Annotated in this window: 13 protein-coding genes; 8 read left to right on the top strand and 5 right to left on the bottom strand. The window is 72.9% G+C overall.

The window, feature by feature from the left end:
- Positions 1–10 precede the first annotated feature (10 nt).
- From mca to purE, 6 genes are all read left to right on the top strand, one after another.
- A complete protein-coding gene (gene mca, locus ACIA3K_RS12275; protein WP_396800856.1) occupies positions 11–892 on the top strand; it encodes a mycothiol conjugate amidase Mca in 882 nt (293 codons plus the stop codon).
- A 48-nt stretch (positions 893–940) separates the two neighbouring features.
- Positions 941–1234 carry a hypothetical protein gene (locus ACIA3K_RS12270; RefSeq protein ID WP_396800854.1) on the top strand — a complete coding sequence of 98 codons (294 nt, stop codon included), beginning with the start codon at positions 941–943 and terminating at the stop codon, positions 1232–1234.
- Positions 1235–1463: 229 nt separating this feature from the next.
- Entirely contained in the window at positions 1464–3944 is a 2481-nt protein-coding gene (locus ACIA3K_RS12265; RefSeq protein WP_396801276.1) for a putative bifunctional diguanylate cyclase/phosphodiesterase, read from the top strand.
- Positions 3945–3984: 40 nt separating this feature from the next.
- The gene (locus ACIA3K_RS12260; RefSeq protein ID WP_396800852.1) at positions 3985–6021 is read left to right on the top strand and encodes a thioredoxin domain-containing protein; all 2037 of its coding nucleotides are present in this window, start codon (positions 3985–3987) and stop codon (positions 6019–6021) included.
- 27 nt (positions 6022–6048) lie between these two features.
- Positions 6049–7224, top strand: a complete 1176-nt coding sequence (locus tag ACIA3K_RS12255) for a 5-(carboxyamino)imidazole ribonucleotide synthase (RefSeq protein ID WP_396800850.1) — start codon at positions 6049–6051, stop codon at positions 7222–7224.
- Between the two features lie 31 nt (positions 7225–7255).
- A complete protein-coding gene (gene purE / locus ACIA3K_RS12250) occupies positions 7256–7747 on the top strand; it encodes a 5-(carboxyamino)imidazole ribonucleotide mutase (RefSeq protein ID WP_396800849.1) in 492 nt (163 codons plus the stop codon).
- A 180-nt stretch (positions 7748–7927) separates the two neighbouring features.
- On the opposite strand, the gene ACIA3K_RS12245 is transcribed toward purE, so the two are convergent.
- Positions 7928–12832, bottom strand: a complete 4905-nt coding sequence (locus ACIA3K_RS12245; RefSeq protein ID WP_396800847.1) for an SCO7613 C-terminal domain-containing membrane protein — start codon at positions 12830–12832, stop codon at positions 7928–7930.
- Positions 12833–12985: 153 nt separating this feature from the next.
- Positions 12986–14413: a UDP-glucose/GDP-mannose dehydrogenase family protein gene (locus tag ACIA3K_RS12240; RefSeq protein WP_355048810.1), complete on the bottom strand. Its 1428-nt coding sequence runs from the start codon at positions 14411–14413 to the stop codon at positions 12986–12988.
- Between the two features lie 250 nt (positions 14414–14663).
- On the opposite strand from ACIA3K_RS12240, the gene ACIA3K_RS12235 reads away from it, so the two are divergent.
- Positions 14664–15833: an acyl-CoA dehydrogenase family protein gene (locus tag ACIA3K_RS12235; RefSeq protein ID WP_396800844.1), complete on the top strand. Its 1170-nt coding sequence runs from the start codon at positions 14664–14666 to the stop codon at positions 15831–15833.
- A gap of 126 nt (positions 15834–15959) precedes the next feature.
- Here ACIA3K_RS12235 and ACIA3K_RS12230 read toward each other — a convergent pair whose 3' ends face one another.
- Genes ACIA3K_RS12230 through ACIA3K_RS12220 form a run of 3 tightly spaced genes read right to left on the bottom strand, consistent with a single transcriptional unit; the run spans position 15960 to position 18681 of the window.
- Positions 15960–17870 carry an EAL domain-containing protein gene (locus ACIA3K_RS12230; RefSeq protein WP_396800842.1) on the bottom strand — a complete coding sequence of 637 codons (1911 nt, stop codon included), beginning with the start codon at positions 17868–17870 and terminating at the stop codon, positions 15960–15962.
- Positions 17867–18445 carry an RNA polymerase sigma factor gene (locus tag ACIA3K_RS12225; protein WP_355048807.1) on the bottom strand — a complete coding sequence of 193 codons (579 nt, stop codon included), beginning with the start codon at positions 18443–18445 and terminating at the stop codon, positions 17867–17869. Before ACIA3K_RS12225 ends, ACIA3K_RS12230 begins: the two co-directional genes overlap by 4 nt.
- Positions 18442–18681, bottom strand: coding sequence for a hypothetical protein (locus ACIA3K_RS12220; RefSeq protein WP_396800841.1), 240 nt, complete (start codon positions 18679–18681; stop codon positions 18442–18444). Before ACIA3K_RS12220 ends, ACIA3K_RS12225 begins: the two co-directional genes overlap by 4 nt.
- A gap of 454 nt (positions 18682–19135) precedes the next feature.
- Between ACIA3K_RS12220 and ACIA3K_RS12215 the strand changes: the two genes are divergently transcribed.
- Positions 19136–20428, top strand: coding sequence for a multidrug effflux MFS transporter (locus tag ACIA3K_RS12215; RefSeq protein ID WP_396800839.1), 1293 nt, complete (start codon positions 19136–19138; stop codon positions 20426–20428).
- Positions 20429–20690: the final 262 nt, after the last annotated feature.

The following is a 20690-nucleotide window of genomic DNA, read 5'->3' as shown; positions in this document are numbered from 1 at the left end:
GCGCCGAAAGTTGGCAGAGCAGCTGCGTCTCATGGCCGTCCACGCGCACCCGGACGACGAGTCGAGCAAGGGTGCGGCGACCATGGCGAAGTACGTCGCCCAGGGGGTCGACGTGCTGGTGGTGACGTGCACCGGCGGTGAGCGCGGCAGCGTGCTCAACCCCAAGCTCGATCGGCCCGACGTCTGGGCCAACATCGCGGACATCCGGCGGGCCGAGATGGACGCCGCGCGGGCGATCCTCGGCGTCGACCAGGCCTGGCTCGGGTTCGTCGACAGCGGCCTGCCCGAGGGCGACCCGCTGCCGCCGCTCCCCGAGGGCTGCTTCGCCCTCCAGGACGTCGAGGTGGCCGCCGGCCCGCTGGTCCGGCTGATGCGGGAGTTCCGTCCGCACGTGGTGACCACGTACGACGAGGAGGGTGGCTACCCCCACCCCGACCACATCATGTGCCACAAGGTGAGCGTGGCCGCCTTCGAGGCCGCCGGTGACGCGGAGCGCTACCCCGAGCTGGGCGCCCCCTGGCAGCCGCTGAAGCTCTACTACGACATCGGCTTCTCCAAGGCCAAGATCATGGCGCTGCACGAGGCGATGCTCGCCACGGGCGCCGAGTCGCCGTACGAGGACTGGCTCAAGCGCTGGGACGAGCGTCCGGACAAGGGCCCACGGATCACCACCCGGGTCGACTGCGCCGAATACTTCCCCGTGCGGGACGACGCGCTGCGCGCCCACGCCACCCAGGTCGACCCGGACGGCTTCTGGTTCCACGTGCCCATGGAGATGCAGCAGCGGGCCTGGCCGACGGAGGATTTCCAGCTGGTCCGCACCATGGTGGAGAGCCCGCTGCCGGAGTCCGACCTCTTCGCCGGAGTGCGGGAGACGGCGCACGCGCGCTGATTCCGGCCGGGGCTACCCTGGTAGGCAATCGCACATCGGAGGACGACCATGCTGACCGCTGCCCAGGTGCTCGCGGAGAACAACTTCGGGGACACCCGCACGGGTGGTCTGGCCGGCCCGATGGGCCTCCTCCTCATCCTGCTGCTGGCCACCGCCACCATCCTGCTGATCCGCAACATGAACGCCCGACTGCGGCGTCTGCCCGACCGGTTCCCGCAGCCGGGGCGGGCTGTCGATCCGACCAGCGCCGACGCTTCAGTCGTCGATCCGACAGACGGGACCGACGCGCATGATTCCTCCGCGCACGCTCCCAATGGGCACCAGCAGCAGCGGAACGGGTAGTCCGCACGTGATTCACGCCGAACCGGGTGGTGGACCCCTGTTGCGACCACCCGGTTTGGCTTAGCCTTCCGCCGGGGGACCAAAAGTCCCCGAGACGTGCGCGGGAGGGGGCGCCGATGGCCAGCACAGCACCGGCTGCCCGCCGTACCGTCGGTCGGTCGGCTGACGGGGAAGGTCGATGACCTCCGGTCCGGCCGGCGACCCGTTCGACCGGCTCGGGGTACACGGCATGCCGGTCCGGCTGCGCGTGCTGACGGTCGCGGTGACGCTGACCGCCTTGGTCGCGGCCGCGGTCGGGTTGACGCTTCCGTCCGGGCTGCCGGCCGACGACCCGCTGGGTGGTCCGGCCCGCTTCGGCATCGCGGTCGGTGTCCTGGCCCTGGCCCAACTCGCCCGGCTCCGGTTCCGCGGCGCCGCCGGCATGGTCAGCATCACCTGGGGTGAAGCGGCCCTGATCGTCTGCCTCTATCTCGCTCCGGCCGGCTGGCTTCCGTCGGCCACGCTGATCGGCGCCGGGCTGGCCTGGACGGGGTTGTCCCTGCACAGCGACCGCCGTCCGCCGCTGGAGATCGTCCGGATCGCCGCGTCGCTGGCCGCCGCGTCGGCGCTGGCCGTGTCCGTGACCACCGCGTTGGGGCACCCCCTGCTCACCCCTCCCACCCCGGTGCTGGCGCTTGCCGTGATCGCCGGGTCGGTGACGTACCTGATGGTGACGGGTTGGCTCGGCGCGGTGAGCCTGAGCCTGCGGCACGGGCTGCCGATCGGGCCGCCGCTGCTGGCCGCGCTGCGCGGCAAGTTGCTGATGTTCGTCGGCAACGTGGCGGTCGGCCTGGTCGTGATCGCGCTGCTGGAGCTGGACCCGCGCTGGTTGCTGCTGCTCCCGCCGCTGCTCTGGCTGCTGCAACAGACCTACCGTTACCGCCTGCGGGCGGACCAGGAACGCCGGACGTGGCGCGCCTTCGCCGAGGCCACCGCTGCTCTCAACCAGCTCGACGAGCGGGGCGTGGCCAGCGCGGCGGTGACGGGCGCGCTGGCGCTGTTCAACGCCGAGTTGGTCGATGTCGAGGTGGCCCGGCCCGACGGCAGGTGGCGTCGCTACCGGGGCGACGCCGGGGGCCAGTTGCTCGACCGGGAGGTCGGCCCGCCCGACAAGTCCGAGCCCGACGAGTACGAGTTGGTCCGCCCCCTGTCCGTGGGCGCCGTTCCGGTCGGGCGGCTCCGGGTCCGGTTCCCCCGCTCCGCCCCGCCCACGACCCGCGAACGGGACGCGGTGGCCGCGTTCGGCGACGCGCTCGCCGCCGCACTGCACGACGCCGCTACCCACCGCGAGCTGCGCCTGGTCACCGCCCGATCGTCGTACGAGGCGGTGCACGACGCGCTCACCGGGCTGGCGAACCGTACGGCCATGCTCGGCAAGGGCGACCAGTCGTTGCGGCAGCTCGCACACGACCATCCGGTGGCCCTGCTGCTGTTGGACATCAACCAGTTCAAAGAGGTCAACGACACCCTCGGGCACGCGGCCGGCGACCAGTTGCTGCGGCTGACCGCCAATCGGCTCAGCGCGTTGGCCCGCCCGGGTGACCTGCTCGGCCGGCTCGGCGGCGACGAGTTCGCGCTGCTGCTCACCTCGGTTCCCGTGCTGGGTGACCGGACCGCGCCCATGGCACACGCGCTGCGGCAGGCTCGTGAGATCGCCGAGCGGCTGGCCGCGCCGACCGAGGTGGCCGGGGTGCGGATGTCCATCGAGGTCTCGGTGGGCGTGGTCGTGGCCGACGCCGGCACCGCCGACCTGACCGAGCTGCTGCGCCGCGCGGACATCGCCATGTACCAGGCGAAGGAGGGCGGCGGCAGCGTCGCCGCCTACGACAGCACCCGGGACGCGGCCAGCACCGACCAGCTCGCCCTGCTCGCCGAACTGCGCGAGGCGCTGAAGGTCGACGACCAGTTGGTGTTGGCGTTGCAGCCGGCGGTCGACCTGGCGACCGGCGCGCCCACCGGGGTGGAGGCGCTGATCCGCTGGCAGCACCCCCGGCGCGGTTGGCTGAGCCCGGCCGACTTCATCCGCCCGGTGGAGAACAGCGAGCAGCTCGGCACGTTCACCCGGTACGTGCTCGACAAGGCGCTCGGGGTGGCCGCCGGCTGGGCCCGCGAGGGGCTGGACGTTCCGATCTCGGTCAACCTGTCCGCGCGTAGCCTGCTCGACCCCCGCCTCCCGGCGGAGATCGGCGACGCGCTGCGCCGCCACCAGGTGCCACCCCGCCGGCTGGTCCTGGAGATCACCGAAACGGTGGTGATGAGCGAGCTGGAGATCATCGACGAGGTGCTCGCCAACCTCCGGTCGATGGGCGTGCAGCTCGCCGTGGACGACTTCGGCACCGGCTTCTCCTCGTTGACGTTCCTGACCCGGATCGCCGTGGACGAGTTGAAGGTGGACCGCTCCTTCGTGATCCGGATGGCCGACTCGCCGGAGGCGGCGGCGATCGTCCGGACCACCGTCGGGCTCGCCCACGAGTTGGGGCTGCGGGTGGTCGCCGAGGGCGTGGAGACGGCCGAACAGCGCCTGGCCCTGGCCGAGCTGGGCTGCACGTCCGCCCAGGGCTACCACTTCTTCAAGCCGATGCCGGCCGACAAGATCGGTGCGGTGCTGGGCACGCTGCGCGACTCGGCCGAGTCGAACGTCTTCCGCCTGCGCGCCGACGGCGCTTCCTGACCGCCCGGCACGTACCGGCGCGGGTGGTTATGGTCGTCGGGTGAATCGACTCGCCGACGCGACCTCCCCGTACCTGCTCCAGCACGCCGACAACCCGGTCGACTGGTGGCCCTGGTGCGACGAGGCGTTCGCCGAGGCGAAACGACGCGACGTACCGGTGCTCATCTCGGTGGGCTACGCGGCCTGCCACTGGTGCCACGTCATGGCGCACGAGTCGTTCGAGAACGAGCAGGTCGCCGCCCTGCTCAACGACAACTTCGTGTCGATCAAGGTGGACCGCGAGGAGCGTCCCGACGTCGACGCCGTCTACATGACCGCCACCCAGGCGATGACCGGTCAGGGCGGCTGGCCGATGACGGTCTTCGCCACCGGAGACGGCACCCCGTTCTTCTGCGGCACCTACTTCCCGCGCGCCAACTTCACCCGCCTGCTCCAGTCGGTCACCACCGCCTGGCGGGACCAGCGGGACGAGGTGCTGCGCCAGGGCGCCGCCGTGGTCGAGGCCATCGGGGGCGCGCAGGCCGTGGGTGGCCCCACCGCGCCGCTGGACGGCCCACTGCTCGACGCCGCGGCCGGCAACCTGGCCGGTGAGTACGACGAGACGAACGGCGGCTTCGGGGGCGCCCCGAAGTTCCCGCCGCACATGAACCTGCTCTTCCTGCTGCGCCACCACCAGCGCACCGGCGACCCGCGCAGCCTGGAGATCGTGCGGCACACCGCCGAGGCGATGGCCCGGGGCGGCATCTACGACCAGCTCGCCGGCGGTTTCGCCCGATACTCGGTGGACGCGCACTGGACGGTGCCGCACTTCGAGAAGATGCTCTACGACAACGCGCTGCTGCTGCGCGTCTACACGCAGCTCTGGCGGCTGACCGGCGATCCGTTGGCCCGGCGGGTCGCCCGGGACACGGCCCGGTTCCTCGCCGACGAGCTGCACCGGCCGGGTGAGGGGTTCGCGTCGGCGCTGGACGCCGACACCGAGGGCGTGGAGGGCCTGACCTACGCCTGGACACCCGCACAGCTCGTCGAGGCGCTGGGCGAGGACGACGGCCGCTTCGCCGCCGACCTGTTCGCGGTCACCGACGAAGGCACCTTCGAACACGGCACGAGCGTGCTCAAGCTCGCGCGGGACGTCGACGACGCCGCGCCCGAAGTTCGTACCCGCTGGCAGGGGGTGGTCGGGCAACTGCTCGCGTCCCGCGACACCCGGCCCCAGCCGGCCCGCGACGACAAGGTGGTGGCCGCCTGGAACGGCCTGGCGATCACCGCGATCGTCGAGTTCCTCCAGGTCGCCGCGCTGACCCTGGAGAAGCGGGACGAGGGCGCCAACCTGTTGGAGGGCGTCACCATCGTCGCCGACGGCGCGATGCGGGACGCCGCCGAGCACCTGGCCAGCGTGCACATCGTCGACGGCCGGCTGCGCCGGGTCTCCCGCGACGGCAGGGTCGGCGAGCCGGCCGGGGTGCTGGAGGACTACGGCTGCGTGGCCGAGGCGTTCTGCGCGCTGCACCAGCTCACCGGCGAGGGGCGCTGGCTGACCCTGGCCGGTCAGCTGCTGGACACCGCCCTGGAGCGCTTCGCCGCGCCCGGCGGCGCCTACTACGACACGGCCGACGACGCGGAGCGGTTGGTCGCCCGGCCGGCCGATCCGACCGACAACGCCACCCCGTCGGGGCGGTCCGCGCTGGTCGCCGGGCTGGTCGCGTACTCCGCGCTGACCGGCCAGGCCCGCTACCGCGAGGCCGCCGAGGCGGCGCTCGCCACCGTGGCGCCGATCGTCGGGCGGCACGCCCGCTTCGCCGGGTACGCGGCCACGGTCGGCGAGGCGCTGCTGTCCGGGCCGTACGAGATCGCGGTGGTGACCCACGATCCGGCCGGCGATCCGCTGGTGGCCGCCGCCCACCGGCACGCCCCGCCCGGAGCGGTGGTGGTCGCCGGTGTTCCGGACCAGCCCGGTGTGCCGTTGCTCGCCGACCGGCCGTTGGTCGACGGGCGGTCCGCCGCGTACGTCTGCCGGGGTTTCGTCTGCCAGCGGCCGGTCACCTCCGTCGACGAGCTGGTCGCCGAGCTGGGCTGAGTCGGGCACCGGTAGGCTGGCCGCGCTATGGATTCCCGTACCGGTCTGCCTGTTGTCGGCATGGTGGGTGGCGGCCAGTTGGCCCGGATGACCCACCAGGCCGCGATCGCCCTCGGCCAGTCACTGCGTGTGCTCGCGAGCGCCCCCGACGACGGCGCGGCGCTTGTCGCCGCCGACGTCCAGTACGGGGACCACACCGACCTGGCCGCCCTGCGCACCTTCGCCAAGGGCTGTGACGTGGTCACCTTCGACCATGAGCACGTGCCCAACGAGCACATTCGCACGCTGGCGGCCGAAGGGGCGACCCTGTACCCGCCGGCGGACGCGCTGCTGCACGCCCAGGACAAGCAGGTCATGCGGGAGCGCCTCACCGAGCTGGGTGCGCCCAACCCGGTCTGGCGGCCGGTCGGCGACCCCGCCGAGCTGGTCGAGTTCGGCGAGCAGGTCGGCTGGCCGGTGGTGCTCAAGGCGGCCCGGGGCGGCTACGACGGTCGGGGCGTCTGGATGGTGGACGACGTCACCCAGGCCGCCGAGCTGGCCGCGACGCTGCTCGCGGGCGGCACCCGGCTGATCGTCGAGGAGCGGGTGCCGCTGCGCCGCGAACTCGCCGTGCAGGTGGCCCGCTCGCCGTTCGGCCAGGTGGCCGCGTACCCGGTGGTCGAGACGGTGCAGCGCGACGGCATCAACGTCGAGGTGCTGGCTCCGGCGCCCGGTCTCGACGAGGAGTTGGCGGTCTCCGCCCAACAGCTCGCCATCGACCTGGCCACCGCGCTCGGTGTGGTCGGGCTGCTCGCCGTGGAGCTCTTCGAGGTGCGCGACGACGCCGGCCGACCCGCGATCGTGGTCAACGAGCTGGCGATGCGTCCGCACAACTCGGGGCACTGGACCATCGAGGGTGCCCGGACCTCGCAGTTCGAGCAGCACGTGCGGGCGGTGCTGGACTACCCGATGGGGGACACCGCGCTGACCGCGCCCGTCGTCGTGTCGGCGAACGTCCTCGGCGGCGAGCCGGACGGGATGTCGATCGACGAGCGGCTGCACCACCTCTTCGCCGCCGAGCCGGGGGCCAAGGTGCACCTCTACGGCAAGCAGGTACGCCCCGGACGCAAGATCGGGCACGTCACCGTGCTCGGTGACGACCTGGACGACGTACGGGCACGGGCGGCGCGGGCCGTGCGCTGGCTCCAGGTGGGGCACGAGTGACCCGGGTGGCCGCGAACCAAGGAGGACTCCGGTGACCACGGTTGGGCTGATCATGGGCAGCGACTCGGACTGGCCGACCATGCGGGCCGCCGCCGAGGTGCTCGACGACTTCGAGGTGTCGTACGAGGTGCGGGTCATCTCGGCACACCGGACCCCGGTCGCGATGATCGATTACGGCCGTGACGCGGTCGACCGAGGGCTCAAGGTGATCATCGCCGGTGCCGGTGGCGCCGCCGCGCTGCCGGGAATGGTCGCCTCGGTGACCCCGTTGCCGGTGATCGGCGTGCCGGTGCCGCTGAAGCACCTCGACGGCATGGACTCGCTGCTGTCCATCGTGCAGATGCCGGCGGGGATTCCGGTGGCCACCGTGTCGATCGGCAACGCCCGCAACGCCGGCCTGCTGGCCGTCCGGATCCTGGGCGCGTCCGACGAGACGCTACGGACCCGGATGGCCACCTACCAGCAGGACCTGGAGAAGCTCATCAAGACCAAGGACGCGGCCCTCCAAGCCACTTTGCCCTAACCCCCGAAGACCCCGCACCCCCACGCACCCTCCCACCCGGCGATCTTGCACTTTCGGTGGTCGTTGCGCGGCATTTGTCCACCTATGCGGCGACAGAAAGTGCAAGATCGCGGGAGGCCCCACCGACGAACCCGGCACGCTCACCGCGCCCACTCACCCACGCCGCCGTGACCCTCCGGTTTATCTCATGCCGCGTAGCGCGGTCTGGAGGCGTTCCTGGGCGCGACGACGGCGTTCGTTGCTGGCTCCGAGAACGAGCAGCAGGATGCCCACGGGGATCAGCACCAGCCACGGGCCGAGGCTGAACAGCGCGTGGATGGCGGCGATCGCGGTGACCGACGCGCCGACGATCACCGGTGCCTGCTGCCGGCTGGACGAGCCGAAGATCAGCACCGCCACCGCACCGAGCAGCAGCAGCATCTGCCGCAGCGTGCTGGACTCGGTGGCGAGCACGATCGCCAGGGTCGGCAGGAACGCGGCGACCAGCGCCGGCCCGTACGCCACCCAGCTGCTCAGGTCCGGTCGGTGGCGTAGTTCCAGCACGCCGACCAGCAGGGCCAGCGCGGCGAACGGCAGCGTGTACGCCTCGGGCAGCGCCACGTCGGCGACGCGCATCAGGATCCACCAGGCGGTGATCTCGCAGAACACGACCGCCCAGAAGAGGATCCGGCGCTCCACGGGCCGCCGGCCGGGCCGGGTCGCCGCGACACCGAGCACGGCGCCCCAGGCGGCCAGCAGGGCGGCGATGTGCCGTGGAGAGTCGAAGGCGAGCGCCAGCGCGATCAGGGCCGCGGCGTAGCCGGTCCACTGCACGGTGGATGCCTCGCGCTGTGCCTCGGGGCGGTGCAGCTGGGGCAGGGTCGCCGCGAGCACCTGGAGGACCGCGCCGACGGCGAGCACCCCGAACGCGGACCAGACCGGGGCCAGCCCGGCGATCAGGCCGGCGGTGAGCACGAAGAGCTGGGCCATGACCGAGGCGAACAGCCAGCCGAGGATCCGGGCGCGCTGGGTGGCGCCGAACAGGGCCGCCACCGCGCCCACGCCCACCGCGCCGCCGAGGGTGAACAGGGTGAGTTGCTCCTCGGCCAGGCTGCCGGCCAGGCCGGCGCCCCCGGCGGCCAGACCGATGACGAACACGAGCACCCGGGCCAGCCGCAGCGAACGGGCCGGCTCGACGAGCGGCGGTGGCGGGGTGAGGGCGAGACCGAGCATGGAGATGGTGAACACGGACAGCGCCGCCAGGGTGCTCGCCGGCCACCTGCTGCCCAGCGCGATGGGCGCGATCAGCAGCGTGACGGCCGCGCCGGGGAGCACCACCGGTACGGCACGGGACCGCCGTCCGCCGCTGAAACCGGTGGCGGCCAGGGCCGCCGTCGCCGTGAGCAGCAGCGCGGTCAGCACGTGGGTCGGATTGACCAGTTCCGGCGGCGGGGTGCGCAGTTCCGGCGGCGGACCCTGCCAGATCCGGTTCAACGTGCGCTGCGGCTCGACCAGGGCGAAGACCAGCGCGGGCGCGATCGAGACGAGGGCCAGGGCGGTCGGCAGGGCGGCGGCCGCGAGCGCGCCGGCGGAGGGGCTGACCCGCCACCGCCGCCGATCCGGGTCGTCCGGCAGCCGGCGCAGCGCGCCGTCGAGCAGCACCGCCCAACGGCGGACCGGCTGCGCGGCGGCGGTGGGCGGCACGGTCGCCGCGCGGATCAGCTCGGCGAGGACACCGAGCAGCGCGGCCGCGGCCGCGTAGACCCCGACGGGCAGGCCGGTCGGGATGGCGGCGAGCGCGCTGATGCTCGCACCGCCGACCACGGCCACACTGACCCACGGCAGGTACTGCGGCACGTGCCGGCGTACGGCGGCCACCCCGGCCAGACCGAGGCTCGACGCGGCCAGCGCGGCGGTCAGCACCACCTGCGCCGAGTGCTGGAACTCGACGGCCAGCGCCGCCACCGCGCCGGGCAACGCCAGCAGCGCGGCACCGGCCGCCGCGCCGCCGATCTGCGCCAGGTGCGGCGGCATGCCCTCCGTCTCGAGGTCGGTCACCTGGGGCCGGGCGAGGACGCGTGCCAGCGTCGCGACGACGACACCGATGAGCGCGATGCTGCCCAGCGCCAGCGCGGTGGTCCACGGGCGGACCAGGCCGGCGCCGGCCCCGTGCAACGCGACCACCCCGGCCACGGTGGCCCGGGACAGCCCGGCCCGAGCCTCCTCGGTGGCCACCGCCGCCATCCCGAAGACGGTGGCGACCATGGCTCCGACCAGCACCGGCGACCACCAGGGCAGGTCGAACGCGGCCGGCGCGCCGATGGTGGCGAGCACCACGGCCACGCCGGACGCGTCCCAGCGCCACGGCGGTGGCAGCAGGACGCCGGCGGCGACGGCCAGCAGCAGCAGCGCGATCGGCGCCTGCCAGGTCGAGCCGCCGGTCGGCGCCGCCGGCCAGTTGCTCAGGTCGCCGTTCCAGATCGGCCCGGGCGTGGCCAGCACGCCCACCCCGCCGCGCAGCGCCGTCCAACCGGCGAGCACCCCGATGAGGAGGCCGCCGACGGCGATGCCGAGGATCGGGCCGCGTCGCCACTCCTCGGGCATGGCGCGGGCGGCCACGGCGACGACCAGGACCAGGCCGGCGGCCACCGCCAACTGCCCACCCGGGGCGAGAACCGCAGCGATCCGCACCATGGTGGCGATCAGTGCGGTGGTCACCGCCGCGGCGGCCAGGTCCGAGCCGTCCATGGTGAGGTCGGAGCGGCGGCCGGCGTCGATCGAGGGGGCCAGGAAGAGCAGCACCGCGGCGATCAGCAGGAGCGCCCCGACCCACGCGTCGGCGACGGTGGCGCCGGGCGCGCCGAAGGCGGCGGCGGTGACGACGAGCGCGCCCATCCCGGTGCCGACCGACAGGGGTACCGGGATGCGCCGCTGGGAGACCTGCACCATCGCGGCGTACCCGAGGGTCACGCAGACGGCCAGGAAGCTCGCGGCGAGCACCGGTACGGTCGCCTCGCGCAGGCTGGCCGGGGTGGGAGTCTCGTCGACGGGGACGGTGGCGGCCACGAACGCGGCCACCGCGCCGGGCAGCGCGAAGGCCGCGCCTCCGGCGGCCCAGTCGGTGACCGTCTCGGCGGCGGCCGAGGCGATCCGGACCCGGGGCGCCAACGCGACCAGCGCGCCGGCCGCGAAGAGGGCGAGCAGGACCGCAGCCGTGAGCGCGGGCCGGGACAGGCCGGCGCCCGCGCCGAACAGGCCGACCACGGCGGCGCCGACTCCGTGGGCCAGGGCGGCCCGGGGGGTACGCGCGGAGAGGCCGACGACTCCGATGCCGATCGCGGTGACCACCATCGGCCAGGGGGCGGCCGCCCAACCGAGGCCGAACGACGCCGGCACGGCGAGCGCCGTCAGCGCGGCTCCGGCGACCGCGAACTCGCGGCGGATCTCCGGTGGCAGGGCCAGCATCGCGGCGATGGTGAGCAGGAACGCGGCGGCGGCGAGCTGCCACGTGGTCGGGCCGACGGCGGCGGCCAGCTCGGCGGCGTGCCGGTCCAGGTCGGCGTCCCAGGCGGGCAGTGCCGCCCGCACGGGGGCGACGCCGGCCCGCAGGGCTCCTCCGGCGACCACCAGCCCGCTGACGGTGAGCGCTACCGCCGAGGCGATCTGTGGACCGCGGCGGGCGGCCTCGGGGATCGCGCGTACCGCGAGACCGGTCGCCGTGATCACCGCCGCGATCAGCAGCAACGCCTGACCGGGCAGGGCTACGGAGGCGACCCGGCCGAACGCGCCGATCACGGCCAGGGTGACGATGCCGGCCGCCACGTCGGGCAGCGGTGGGCGGCGCAGCACCAGCGCGCCGGCCAGCCCGACGGCGGCGGCCAGTAGCAGCACCAGCCCCGCGCCGGTGGCCGTCGGCACGGCCTGTGCCCGTAGCAGCGCGGTGACCGCGTACGCCAGGGCGACCGCGACGGCCACCGCGTGCAGCGACCAGGTCAGCTCGCGCAGTCCGGGCACCGGGCGGGCGGACGGGGTGTCGGCGGCGCCCGCGCCAACGTCGACCACCTCGCCGGCCTCCTCCGGGTCGCCCTCCGGTCGGGCCTCGGCGTCGCGTTGCCGGGGCGTCGTCGACGGCGGGGCCGGCTCCGGCAGGTCCTGCCCGACGGCGCGCTCCACCACGATCGGCGAGCGGGCCAACCAGAGGTCGAGCAGGGCCACCAGGGTCAGCACCAGCGCCCAACCACCCGGCCCGGTGATCCGGTCGTACGCGAGCAGCGGCAGGACCGGCTGCGCGGCGACCACGGTCGCGAAGCGGGGTGCCCGCAGACCTGTCCAGGCCGCGTACCCGACGGACACGGCGGCGGTGGCCGCGAAGATCAACCCGGCGAAGACGGCGCCGGAGGTGCCGCTGCCGATCCGGTCCACCGCCCAGAGCGCGTAGCCGGCCAGCGGCACGAGCAGCAGACCCACCGCCGAGATCGTCTCCGCGGTGGAGGTGAGCCCGCGTCGCGCCAGCGCCGGCGGGGCGAGCAGCATCAGCGCGGTGGCGAGCAGCAGTACGCCGAGGCGGGCCAGCGCGTCCATCGAGCTGGTCGCCACCGCGGCGAAGACCACCGCGGCCACGGCGAGCAGCAGCGCGCCCAGCCCGAGCGGGATGTTCTGCACCTCCCGGCTGGACGCCTCCGGCGGGTGTTCGGGATCGTCGGCGTCCAGCCAGGACGGCCGGGGCGGGGGCGGCGGCGGGTCCTCCGGAACGGGCGGCGTGCCCTGGCGCGGAACCCGGGGCGGCGGCGCGCCGGTGCCGGGGCTGGCCGTCGGCGGCCGCCGACCGGGGCGCCGGCGCAGCACCCGGCGGGGCCGGGTGGCCTGCTTGATCCGCTCCTCACCGGCGTGGGAGAGGATGTCCCGCTGGAAGAGCGCGGCCTGCATCTTGGCAGCGATCTGCCGCTGCTCGCTGGCGATGGCGGCGTCGCGCCTCTTCATCTCCGCGATCGAGCGCTCGATGTCCGCCAGATGCTCGACCCACTGCGGCTGGTCGGCCCCGCAGTGGGGGCAGTGCACGGCCGGCTTGATCTCCCGGCCGCACGAGGAGCATTGAAAGGTCGCCACGACACCCCTCCACCCGCCGCACTGTGGACTCCCACTGTCGCAGCATGCCCAAAGCTGGCGCGGATTTCGACACTTGACGGCGGGTCCGGGGCAAACAACATCACCGGCCGGCCGCGTGGAGCGCTTCGCGGCCGGCCGGTGAGTCGTGAATCGTCAGGGTCGGCCCATGCCCCGGTACTCCCAGCCGGCCTGCGTCCACAGTGCCGAGTCGAGGCAGTTTCGCCCGTCGACGACCTTGCGGCCGCGGACCAGTTCGCCCAGGGCGACCGGGTCGGCGTTTCGGAAGTCCGCCCACTCGGTGAGGACGCAGACCAGGTCGGCGTCGGCGACCGCCTCGTTGATGCCGGGCTCGTAGGTCAGCTCGGGCACCGCGCGGCGGGCGTTCTCGGTGCCCTGCGGGTCGTACACGTGGACGTCGGCCCCGGCCTTCTGCAGCAGCGCGGCGACGGCGAGCGCCGGGGCGTCGCGGACGTCGTCGGTGTTGGGCTTGAAGGTCGCGCCCAGCACGGCGATCCGGGTGCCGGAGAAGTCCGGACCGGCCGGCCCGGAGCGGCGGCCGAGCAGGTCCGCCGCGAGCTGGAGCACGCGGGTCCGGCGACGCAGGTTGATCAGGTCGACCTCGTGCAGGAAGCGCAGCGCCTCGCCCGCGCCCAGCTCCTGCGCGCGGGCCTGGAAGGCGCGGATGTCCTTGGGCAGGCAGGCGCCGCCGAAGCCGAGGCCGGCCTGGAGGAATCGGTTGCCGATGCGCGGGTCGTAGCCGATCGCGCGGGCCAGTTGGGTGACGTCGCCGCCGCTGGCCTCGCAGACCTCGGCCATGGCGTTGATGAACGAGATCTTGGTGGCCAGGAAGGCGTTCGCCGCGACCTTGACCAGCTCGGCCGTGGCGAAGTCGGTGACCACCAGGGGCACCTCGCGGTCCTCGGTGGCGGCCAGGTCGAAGACGCCCTTGTGCGCGGCGTAGAGCATGCCGTTGGCCCACTCGCTCTTGACGCCGACCACGATCCGGTTGGGTCGCAGCACGTCGTCGACGGCGAAGCCCTCCTGGAGGAACTCGGGGCTCCACGCCACCTCGACGCCCAGGTCGTCCGGGGTGTGCTTGCCGACGAGCTGCTCGACCCACTCGGCGGTGCCCACCGGCACGGTCGACTTGCCCACGATCAGCGCCTTGCGGGTCAGGTGCTGGGCGAGGCCGGTCACCGACGCCTCGACGTACGACAGGTCGGCGCCCATTCCGTCGGCCCGCTGCGGGGTGCCGACGCAGATGAAGTGCACGTCACCGAAGTCGGCGGTCTCGGCGATGTCGGTCGAGAACCGCAGCCGGCCGGCGGCGAGGTTGCGCTTGAGCAGCTCGTCCAGGCCGGGCTCGTGGATCGGCACCTCGCCGGCGTTCAGCATCGCGATCTTGTCCGCGTCGACGTCGAAGCCGAGCACCTCGTAGCCCAGCTCGGCGTAGCAGATGGCGTACGTCGCACCGAGGTAACCGGTCCCCAGGAACGTCACCCGCGGCCGAGACGCGCCCGAAGGCGGCGTCACCGCGGCGATGGCGGGGGTCGGCTGGATGGTGGGGTAGGGGATCGTCACGCCTGTCTTCTCCGCTCGCACTGGCGGCGCGTCGTCGCGTCGCATTCTGCTGCGGCGCCTGGGCGGGCACCGGAGGGGTGGCTCACTGTCTGCCTTCCATCATCGCCCAGCGGCGCGGGTGCTCCGTCATGCCCATACCTACGCGCCGGTAACATCACCTGAACTGCAGTCGCTATCCTTCAGTCTGCGCGGTCGGCGGTCAGGGGAGGCCACAGACTGCGCATGATAGCGGTGAAGGGGAGGGGCCGACATGGCCGCAGGGGAGTCGTTCGACGTCTACCGGTTGCCGGAGGAGCACGAGGCGATCCGGGAGGCGGTCCGGGAGGTCTGCGCCGCCAAGGTGGCGCCGCACGCCGCCGAGGCCGACGAGACCGGGGAGTTCCCGAAGGCGTCCTACGACGCGCTGCGGGCCGCCGACTTCCACGCCCCGCACGTCCCTGAGGAGTACGGCGGCGCGGGCGCGGACGCCCTGGCCACCGCCATCGTGATCGAGGAGGTGGCGCGCGCCTGCGCGTCCTCCTCACTGATCCCGGCGGTGAACAAGCTCGGCACGATGCCGCTGCTGCTGGCCGGCTCCGACGAGATCAAGCGCCGCTACCTGACGCCGGTCGCGGCGGGCGATGCCATGTTCTCGTACTGCCTCTCCGAGCCGGAGGCCGGCAGCGACGCGGCGTCGATGACCACCCGCGCGGTGCGTGACGGGGATCACTGGGTGCTCAACGGCGTGAAGCGGTGGATCACCAACGCCGGCGTCTCCGAGTTCTACACCGTCTTCGCCGTGACGGACCCCGCTGCGCGTTCCCGGGGCATTTCGGCGTTCGTGGTCGAGAAGTCCGATCCGGGCGTGAGCTTCGGCGCGCCGGAGAAGAAGCTCGGCATCAAGGGCTCGCCGACGCGCGAGGTCTACCTCGACAACGTGCGGATCCCCGCCGACCGGATGATCGGCGCGGAGGGCACCGGCTTCGCCACCGCCATGAAGACCCTGGACCACACCCGGGTCACCATCGCCGCGCAGGCCGTCGGGATCGCCCAGGGCGCGCTTGACTACGCCAAGGGGTACGTCGCCGAGCGCCGGCAGTTCGGCAAGGCGGTCGCCGAGTTCCAGGGCATCCAGTTCATGCTCGCCGACATGGGCATGAAGCTGGAGGCGGCCCGGCAGCTCACGTACGCCGCCGCCGGCAAGTCCGAGCGGGGCGACGCCGACCTGACCTACTTCGGCGCGGCCGCGAAGTGCTTCGCCTCCGACGCCGCCATGGAGATCACCACCGACGCGGTGCAGTTGCTCGGCGGCTACGGCTACACGCGGGACTACCCGGTCGAGCGGATGATGCGGGACGCCAAGATCACCCAGATCTACGAGGGCACCAACCAGGTCCAGCGGATCGTCATGGCCCGGCAGCTCCTCGCCAACGTCGTCTAGGACCTGCCACAGACGTCCCCGCCGGCCCGCCCACGAACCGACCGGCAACGCCCCGGCCGCCGCAACCCCACGCGGCGGTCGGTGGCGCTGCCGATCCGTCCCCACGACGGTCGCCGGTGCGGTCGGTCATCCGATCGCCGTTCGCAACGCGGCGCCCAGCCCGGCCGTCTCGATCTCGGCGGAGTCCAGCAGGGCCCGGTGCGGGTTGCCGACCGGGGTCGGTTTGCCGACGGCGTAGCCCTGGGCGAAGTCCACCCCGTAGTCGCGCAGCAGGCGCAGGGTGGCCTCGCTCTGGACGAACTCGGCGGCGGTCCGGATCCCCAACCCCCGGCACATGTCGACGAACGACTGGACGATCACCTGGTCGGGACGGGACTCTTCGATCTTGCTGATGAAGTCGCCGTCGATCTTCACCAGGTCGATCGGGAAGTACTTCAGGTGGGTGAACGTGCCGTATCCGGAGCCGAAGTCGTCCAGGGCCAGCCGACAGCCGATGTCCCGGATCCCGCAGGCGAAGTCGATCGCCTGCGTCAGGTTGCCGATCAACGCCGTCTCGGTGATCTCGAAGGTGACCTGGGAGGGGTCGATGGCGTGCCGCTTCATGACCTCGTGGACATGCTCCAACAGGTGCGGATCGCCGAGCGACCGGCCCGAGACGTTCACCTGGTAGTGCGAGGTTCGTGGTCCGTGGGCGATCAGTTCCATGGTGTGGTCGATGACCCAGCGGTCTATCGGCCAGATCTCGTCGACCCGTTCGGCGACGTTCAGGAACGCCGACGGCGGTACCGGCTGGCCGGTGCCGTCGAGGACGCGCAGCAGGATCTCCTGGCGGGTGATCTGGTTGAGGCTCAGGTCGAGAATCGGCTGGGCATAGAGCGTGAAGCTGTTGCCGGCGACCGCCGCCCGGATTCGGCTCCGGCAGGTCTCCTGCCGGTCCTCGGGCCGGGCCGGCTGTCGCAGCACGGTCAGCGGCACCTGCTCCCGCTTGGCCTGTCGCCACGCGCTCTCCGCGTCCACCAGCAGGTCGAAGCCGCTGCTGTCGTCGCCGTCCTGGTACCGGACGAGACCGCCCCAGGCGTCGAGGCGTACCCGGTCCCGGTCCTGGCCGACGACGAACGAGTGACCGCGCAGGCTGTCGATGATGCTCTCCGCGATGGTCGTCGCCGACCTCATCGTGGTGTTCTGCAGCAGCACGCCGAACTCGCCCGGGCCGACGAGCCCGCACACGGCGGTCCGGCGGGCCACGTTCTTCACCACACCGGCGATCGCGGCGGCGAGCCGATCCTGGGTCGCGTGGTCGTGCCCGGAGGTCGGTAGGTTCAGCGGCTCGGCGGCCACCACGAGCAGGGCGCCCGACCCGCCGCGCTGGGTCCGGTCGACCTCGTCGGCGAAGCGCGGGCGGGTCAGCAGGCCGGTGGCCGGGTCGCGGCTGATCAGTTCGGTGCGTGCGGTCTCGCACCGGCGGGCGAGCCGGTCCCGCTCCTGGCGGGCCAGCTCCAGGTCGGTGACGTCCTGACCGGTGCCGATGATGCCGTGCGGCCGGTCGAACCGGTCGATCAGGACCTCGATGTAGCAGTGCACGTACCTGGTCGCTCCGTCCGGTCGGACCACCCGGTACGTCGTCTCCTTGACCGTCTGCGCACGCCACGCCAGGTGAATGGTCCGACGAACGGCCTGTGCGTCCTCGGGATGGACCAGCTCGAAGAGCAGATCGGCGGAGGGCCGGATCGTGCCGGGGGCACAGCCGAGGATCAGCGACATCTCGTCGGACCAGGAGATCTCTCCGGTGGCGGAGATCCAGGTGATGGTGCCCAACTTCGCCAGCTGGGCCGCACGGGCGATCCGGGCGGCTTCGTCGGCGTCGGCGTCGGCGTTCAGCGGGTCGTGCGGGTCGACGTCCACGACGAGATCCCGCCCGGCCGTCACGGCGTGGGCGTAGGCCTGCTGGATCTGCCGGCTGGCGCGTCGGGCGCGCGCGCGTTCGAGGGGGGTGGGAGCACGTTCGGCCGCGAGTGCCAGGACGTCGTCGAGGTTCACGATGACCTCCCCGTGGGCTTGTTGAAACCGGCCTGTTCCGCGAGGCGCTGCAGATGCTGACGCGCCTGCTGCTTGTAGGCGCGAACGGTGGTGTGGGCGAGACCCAGCATCCTGGCGATGTCGAGGTCGCGCCAGCCGTCGAAGAAGAGGACGAACACCTCCGCCTGCCGGGGCGGCAGTTGCTGCAGCCACGCGACGAGCAACTCGTCCGCCTCCCGAGGATCGGTCGGCTGGGTGAGGAACTCGGGGGGCACCTCGTCCAGGTTCGTCGTGGTCGTGCTGGTCCGGGTTCGCCGGCTCTGCTGCCCCTGGAGCTTGTGCCGCGCCGTCTTGAGCACCCAGGCCAGGGGCTTCTCGAAGGTGCGGATCTGCGCCCACTTGGCCCGAGTGGTGATGAATGTCTCCTGGACCGCCTCGTCGACGAGGTCCCGATTGGCGCAGCGGGCCCGCAGGAAGCGCTCGACCCGCAGGAAGTTGTCGTCGCAGAAGGCCGTGAAGGACGCCTCCAACTCGGCCGGGGTGGGTTCGGGCGAGCGGGTCGCGGCGCGGGCCGCGGCAGAACTGTTCCGGTTCACGCCGCCTCCTCGTCGCTGGTCTGTCGAGGTCCACGTAGCTCCACGACGCGGTGCCCGTCACGGTCCCGCTCGTCGACCGTGATGTTCTCGTGGCGACCACTGACCAGGGTGATCAAGCCGGCCGCCCGGGCCGCCGTCCGTGTAGACAGCTCCCGCTCCGCGTGGAGCCGGGTGCGGTGCCGGAGGTAGGCGCGGACCAGCCCGATCACCGCCCCGGCCACCAGTCCCAGAACCACTGCGGTCGAGCTGTCGGGAACAAGCCCTCGCAATTGATCGATCATTCTCGCCTCACGCATCCGTAGTGGCCATTCCGCATATAACTCTCTGTGGAGGGGCGGAATGTAGATGGGGATGCTCGTGGAATCTGTGAACATGATCAACTGACGGCTCTTAGCTGTATCTATTCCACCGTTCGGCCACAATAGACGGTTCGTTCGGGCAGGCGGCGGCGGAAACGCGAATATCGCGCTCCGTAGTCGAACTGCGGCTGATGGTGCTCGACCAAAAATGGGATTTGCATTGAGCGAAAATCGCGACCCAGTTGGACTGGGTTCATTCGTCGCTCGTGGCGACTCCGCCCGGTGGGAATCGTGCCCGGCCCGGATGGCGTTGCAGGGCGAGAGGATCATTCTCCCCGCGCCGTCCGGTCACCACCGTCGACGGCGCGTCCGCCCGCGCACAGAGATCGAGATGATGAAGCAGCTGTCGGAGAAGATCGGCCACGACGCCTCGCCGGGGCCGGACGCGCTGCCTGGCGACCTGATGACCAACCGCCAACGCACCCAACTCGTGCTCGTGCTCGGTGCGTTGATCGCCATCGGCCCCCTGACCATCGACATGTACCTGCCGGCGCTGCCGGCCATCACCACCGGCCTGCAGACCACCGAGACCGCCGTGCAGTTGACGCTCACCGGCACGTTGGTCGGCCTCGCGCTGGGCCAGTTGCTGATCGGGCCGGTCTCCGACGTGGTCGGCCGACGCCTGCCGCTGCTCGCCGGCCTCGCCGCGCACATCGTGGCGTCCGTACTGTGCGTCGTCGCGCCCAACATCGCCGTGCTCGGCGCACTACGCGTCCTGCAGGGCCTCGGCGTCGCCGCCGCCACCGTGGTCGCCACGGCCGTCGTCCGCGACCTGTTCAGCGGCGCGTCGTTCGCGCGGATCTTCTCCCGGTTGATGCTGGTCATGGGTCTCGCGCCGGTTCTCGCACCGACGCTGGGCAGCGGGCTGCTGCGCTGGACCGAGTGGCGCGGCGTGTTCGCGGCGTTGGCCGTACTGGGCGCGTTGCTGATCGTCGTCGCGGCCACGAAGCTGCCGGAGACCCTCGACGTGTCGCGCCGCCGGCGCGGTGGTGTCGCGGCGACCCTGCGGGACTACCGAGGACTGGTGAACGATCGGGCCTTCGTCGGTCTGGTGCTGGTCGCCGGGCTGGCCATGGCGTCGCTGTTCGCGTACGTCTCCGGGTCGTCCTTCGTCCTCCAGCGGGAGTACGGCCTCGACGAGCAGCAGTTCGGCCTGGCCTTCGGCGCCGGCGCGGTGGGCCTGATCGGGGCCACCCAGTTCAACGTCCGGCTGCTGCGGCGCTACACGCCCCAGCAGATTCTCGTCATGGCCCTGATCGCGGGGACGGCGGCCGGTCTGCTGCTGGTGCTGTTCGCCGCCACCGGCATCGGGGGCCTCGGCACCCTGCTCGCGTCGCTGTGGCTGGTGCTGGCCGCGGCCGGTCTGGCCCTGCCGAACGCGCCCGCGCTGGCGATGAGCCGACACAGCGAGGCGGCGGGTACGGCAGCGGCGCTGCTCGGTGCCGTCCAGTTCGGCGTCGGCGCGCTGTCCGCGCCCCTTGCCGGCCTGTTCGGGACGGGGAGCGTACCGATGGCGATCGTCATCGCGGGCGGCATGGCCGCGGCGCTGGCGGTCATGGTCCTGGTCGTGCCCCGCGCCACCCTCGGCGCGGTCGACCCGGACCTGGCCGTCGCCGTGCACTAGGCAGCGGGTCTGGTCGGGCGGGCCGGGTTTCCGGCCCCCCCCCCCCGCCCCCGCTAGACGGGGGGTGCGCGGGCCGCCGCGGACCCCGCCGCCGGCGGGGCCCCCGCCGGTGGGGCCCCCCCCCGCCCCGCCCCGGCCGGCGGGGCCGCCCGGGGGGCCGGGGGGGGGGGGGCGGGGGCGGGGGGGGGGGGGGCGGGGGGGGGCCCCCCGACCGGGTGGCGGTCGGGGTGGCCGAGCGGCTCATCGCCGAACGGGTCAGCCA

Origin of the sequence: Micromonospora sp. NPDC051543 (assembly GCF_044454415.1) — a bacterium.
Taxonomy (GTDB): domain Bacteria; phylum Actinomycetota; class Actinomycetes; order Mycobacteriales; family Micromonosporaceae; genus Micromonospora.
Note: the sequence above shows the minus strand (reverse complement) of the source record. Positions and strands in the feature narration are given on the sequence as shown.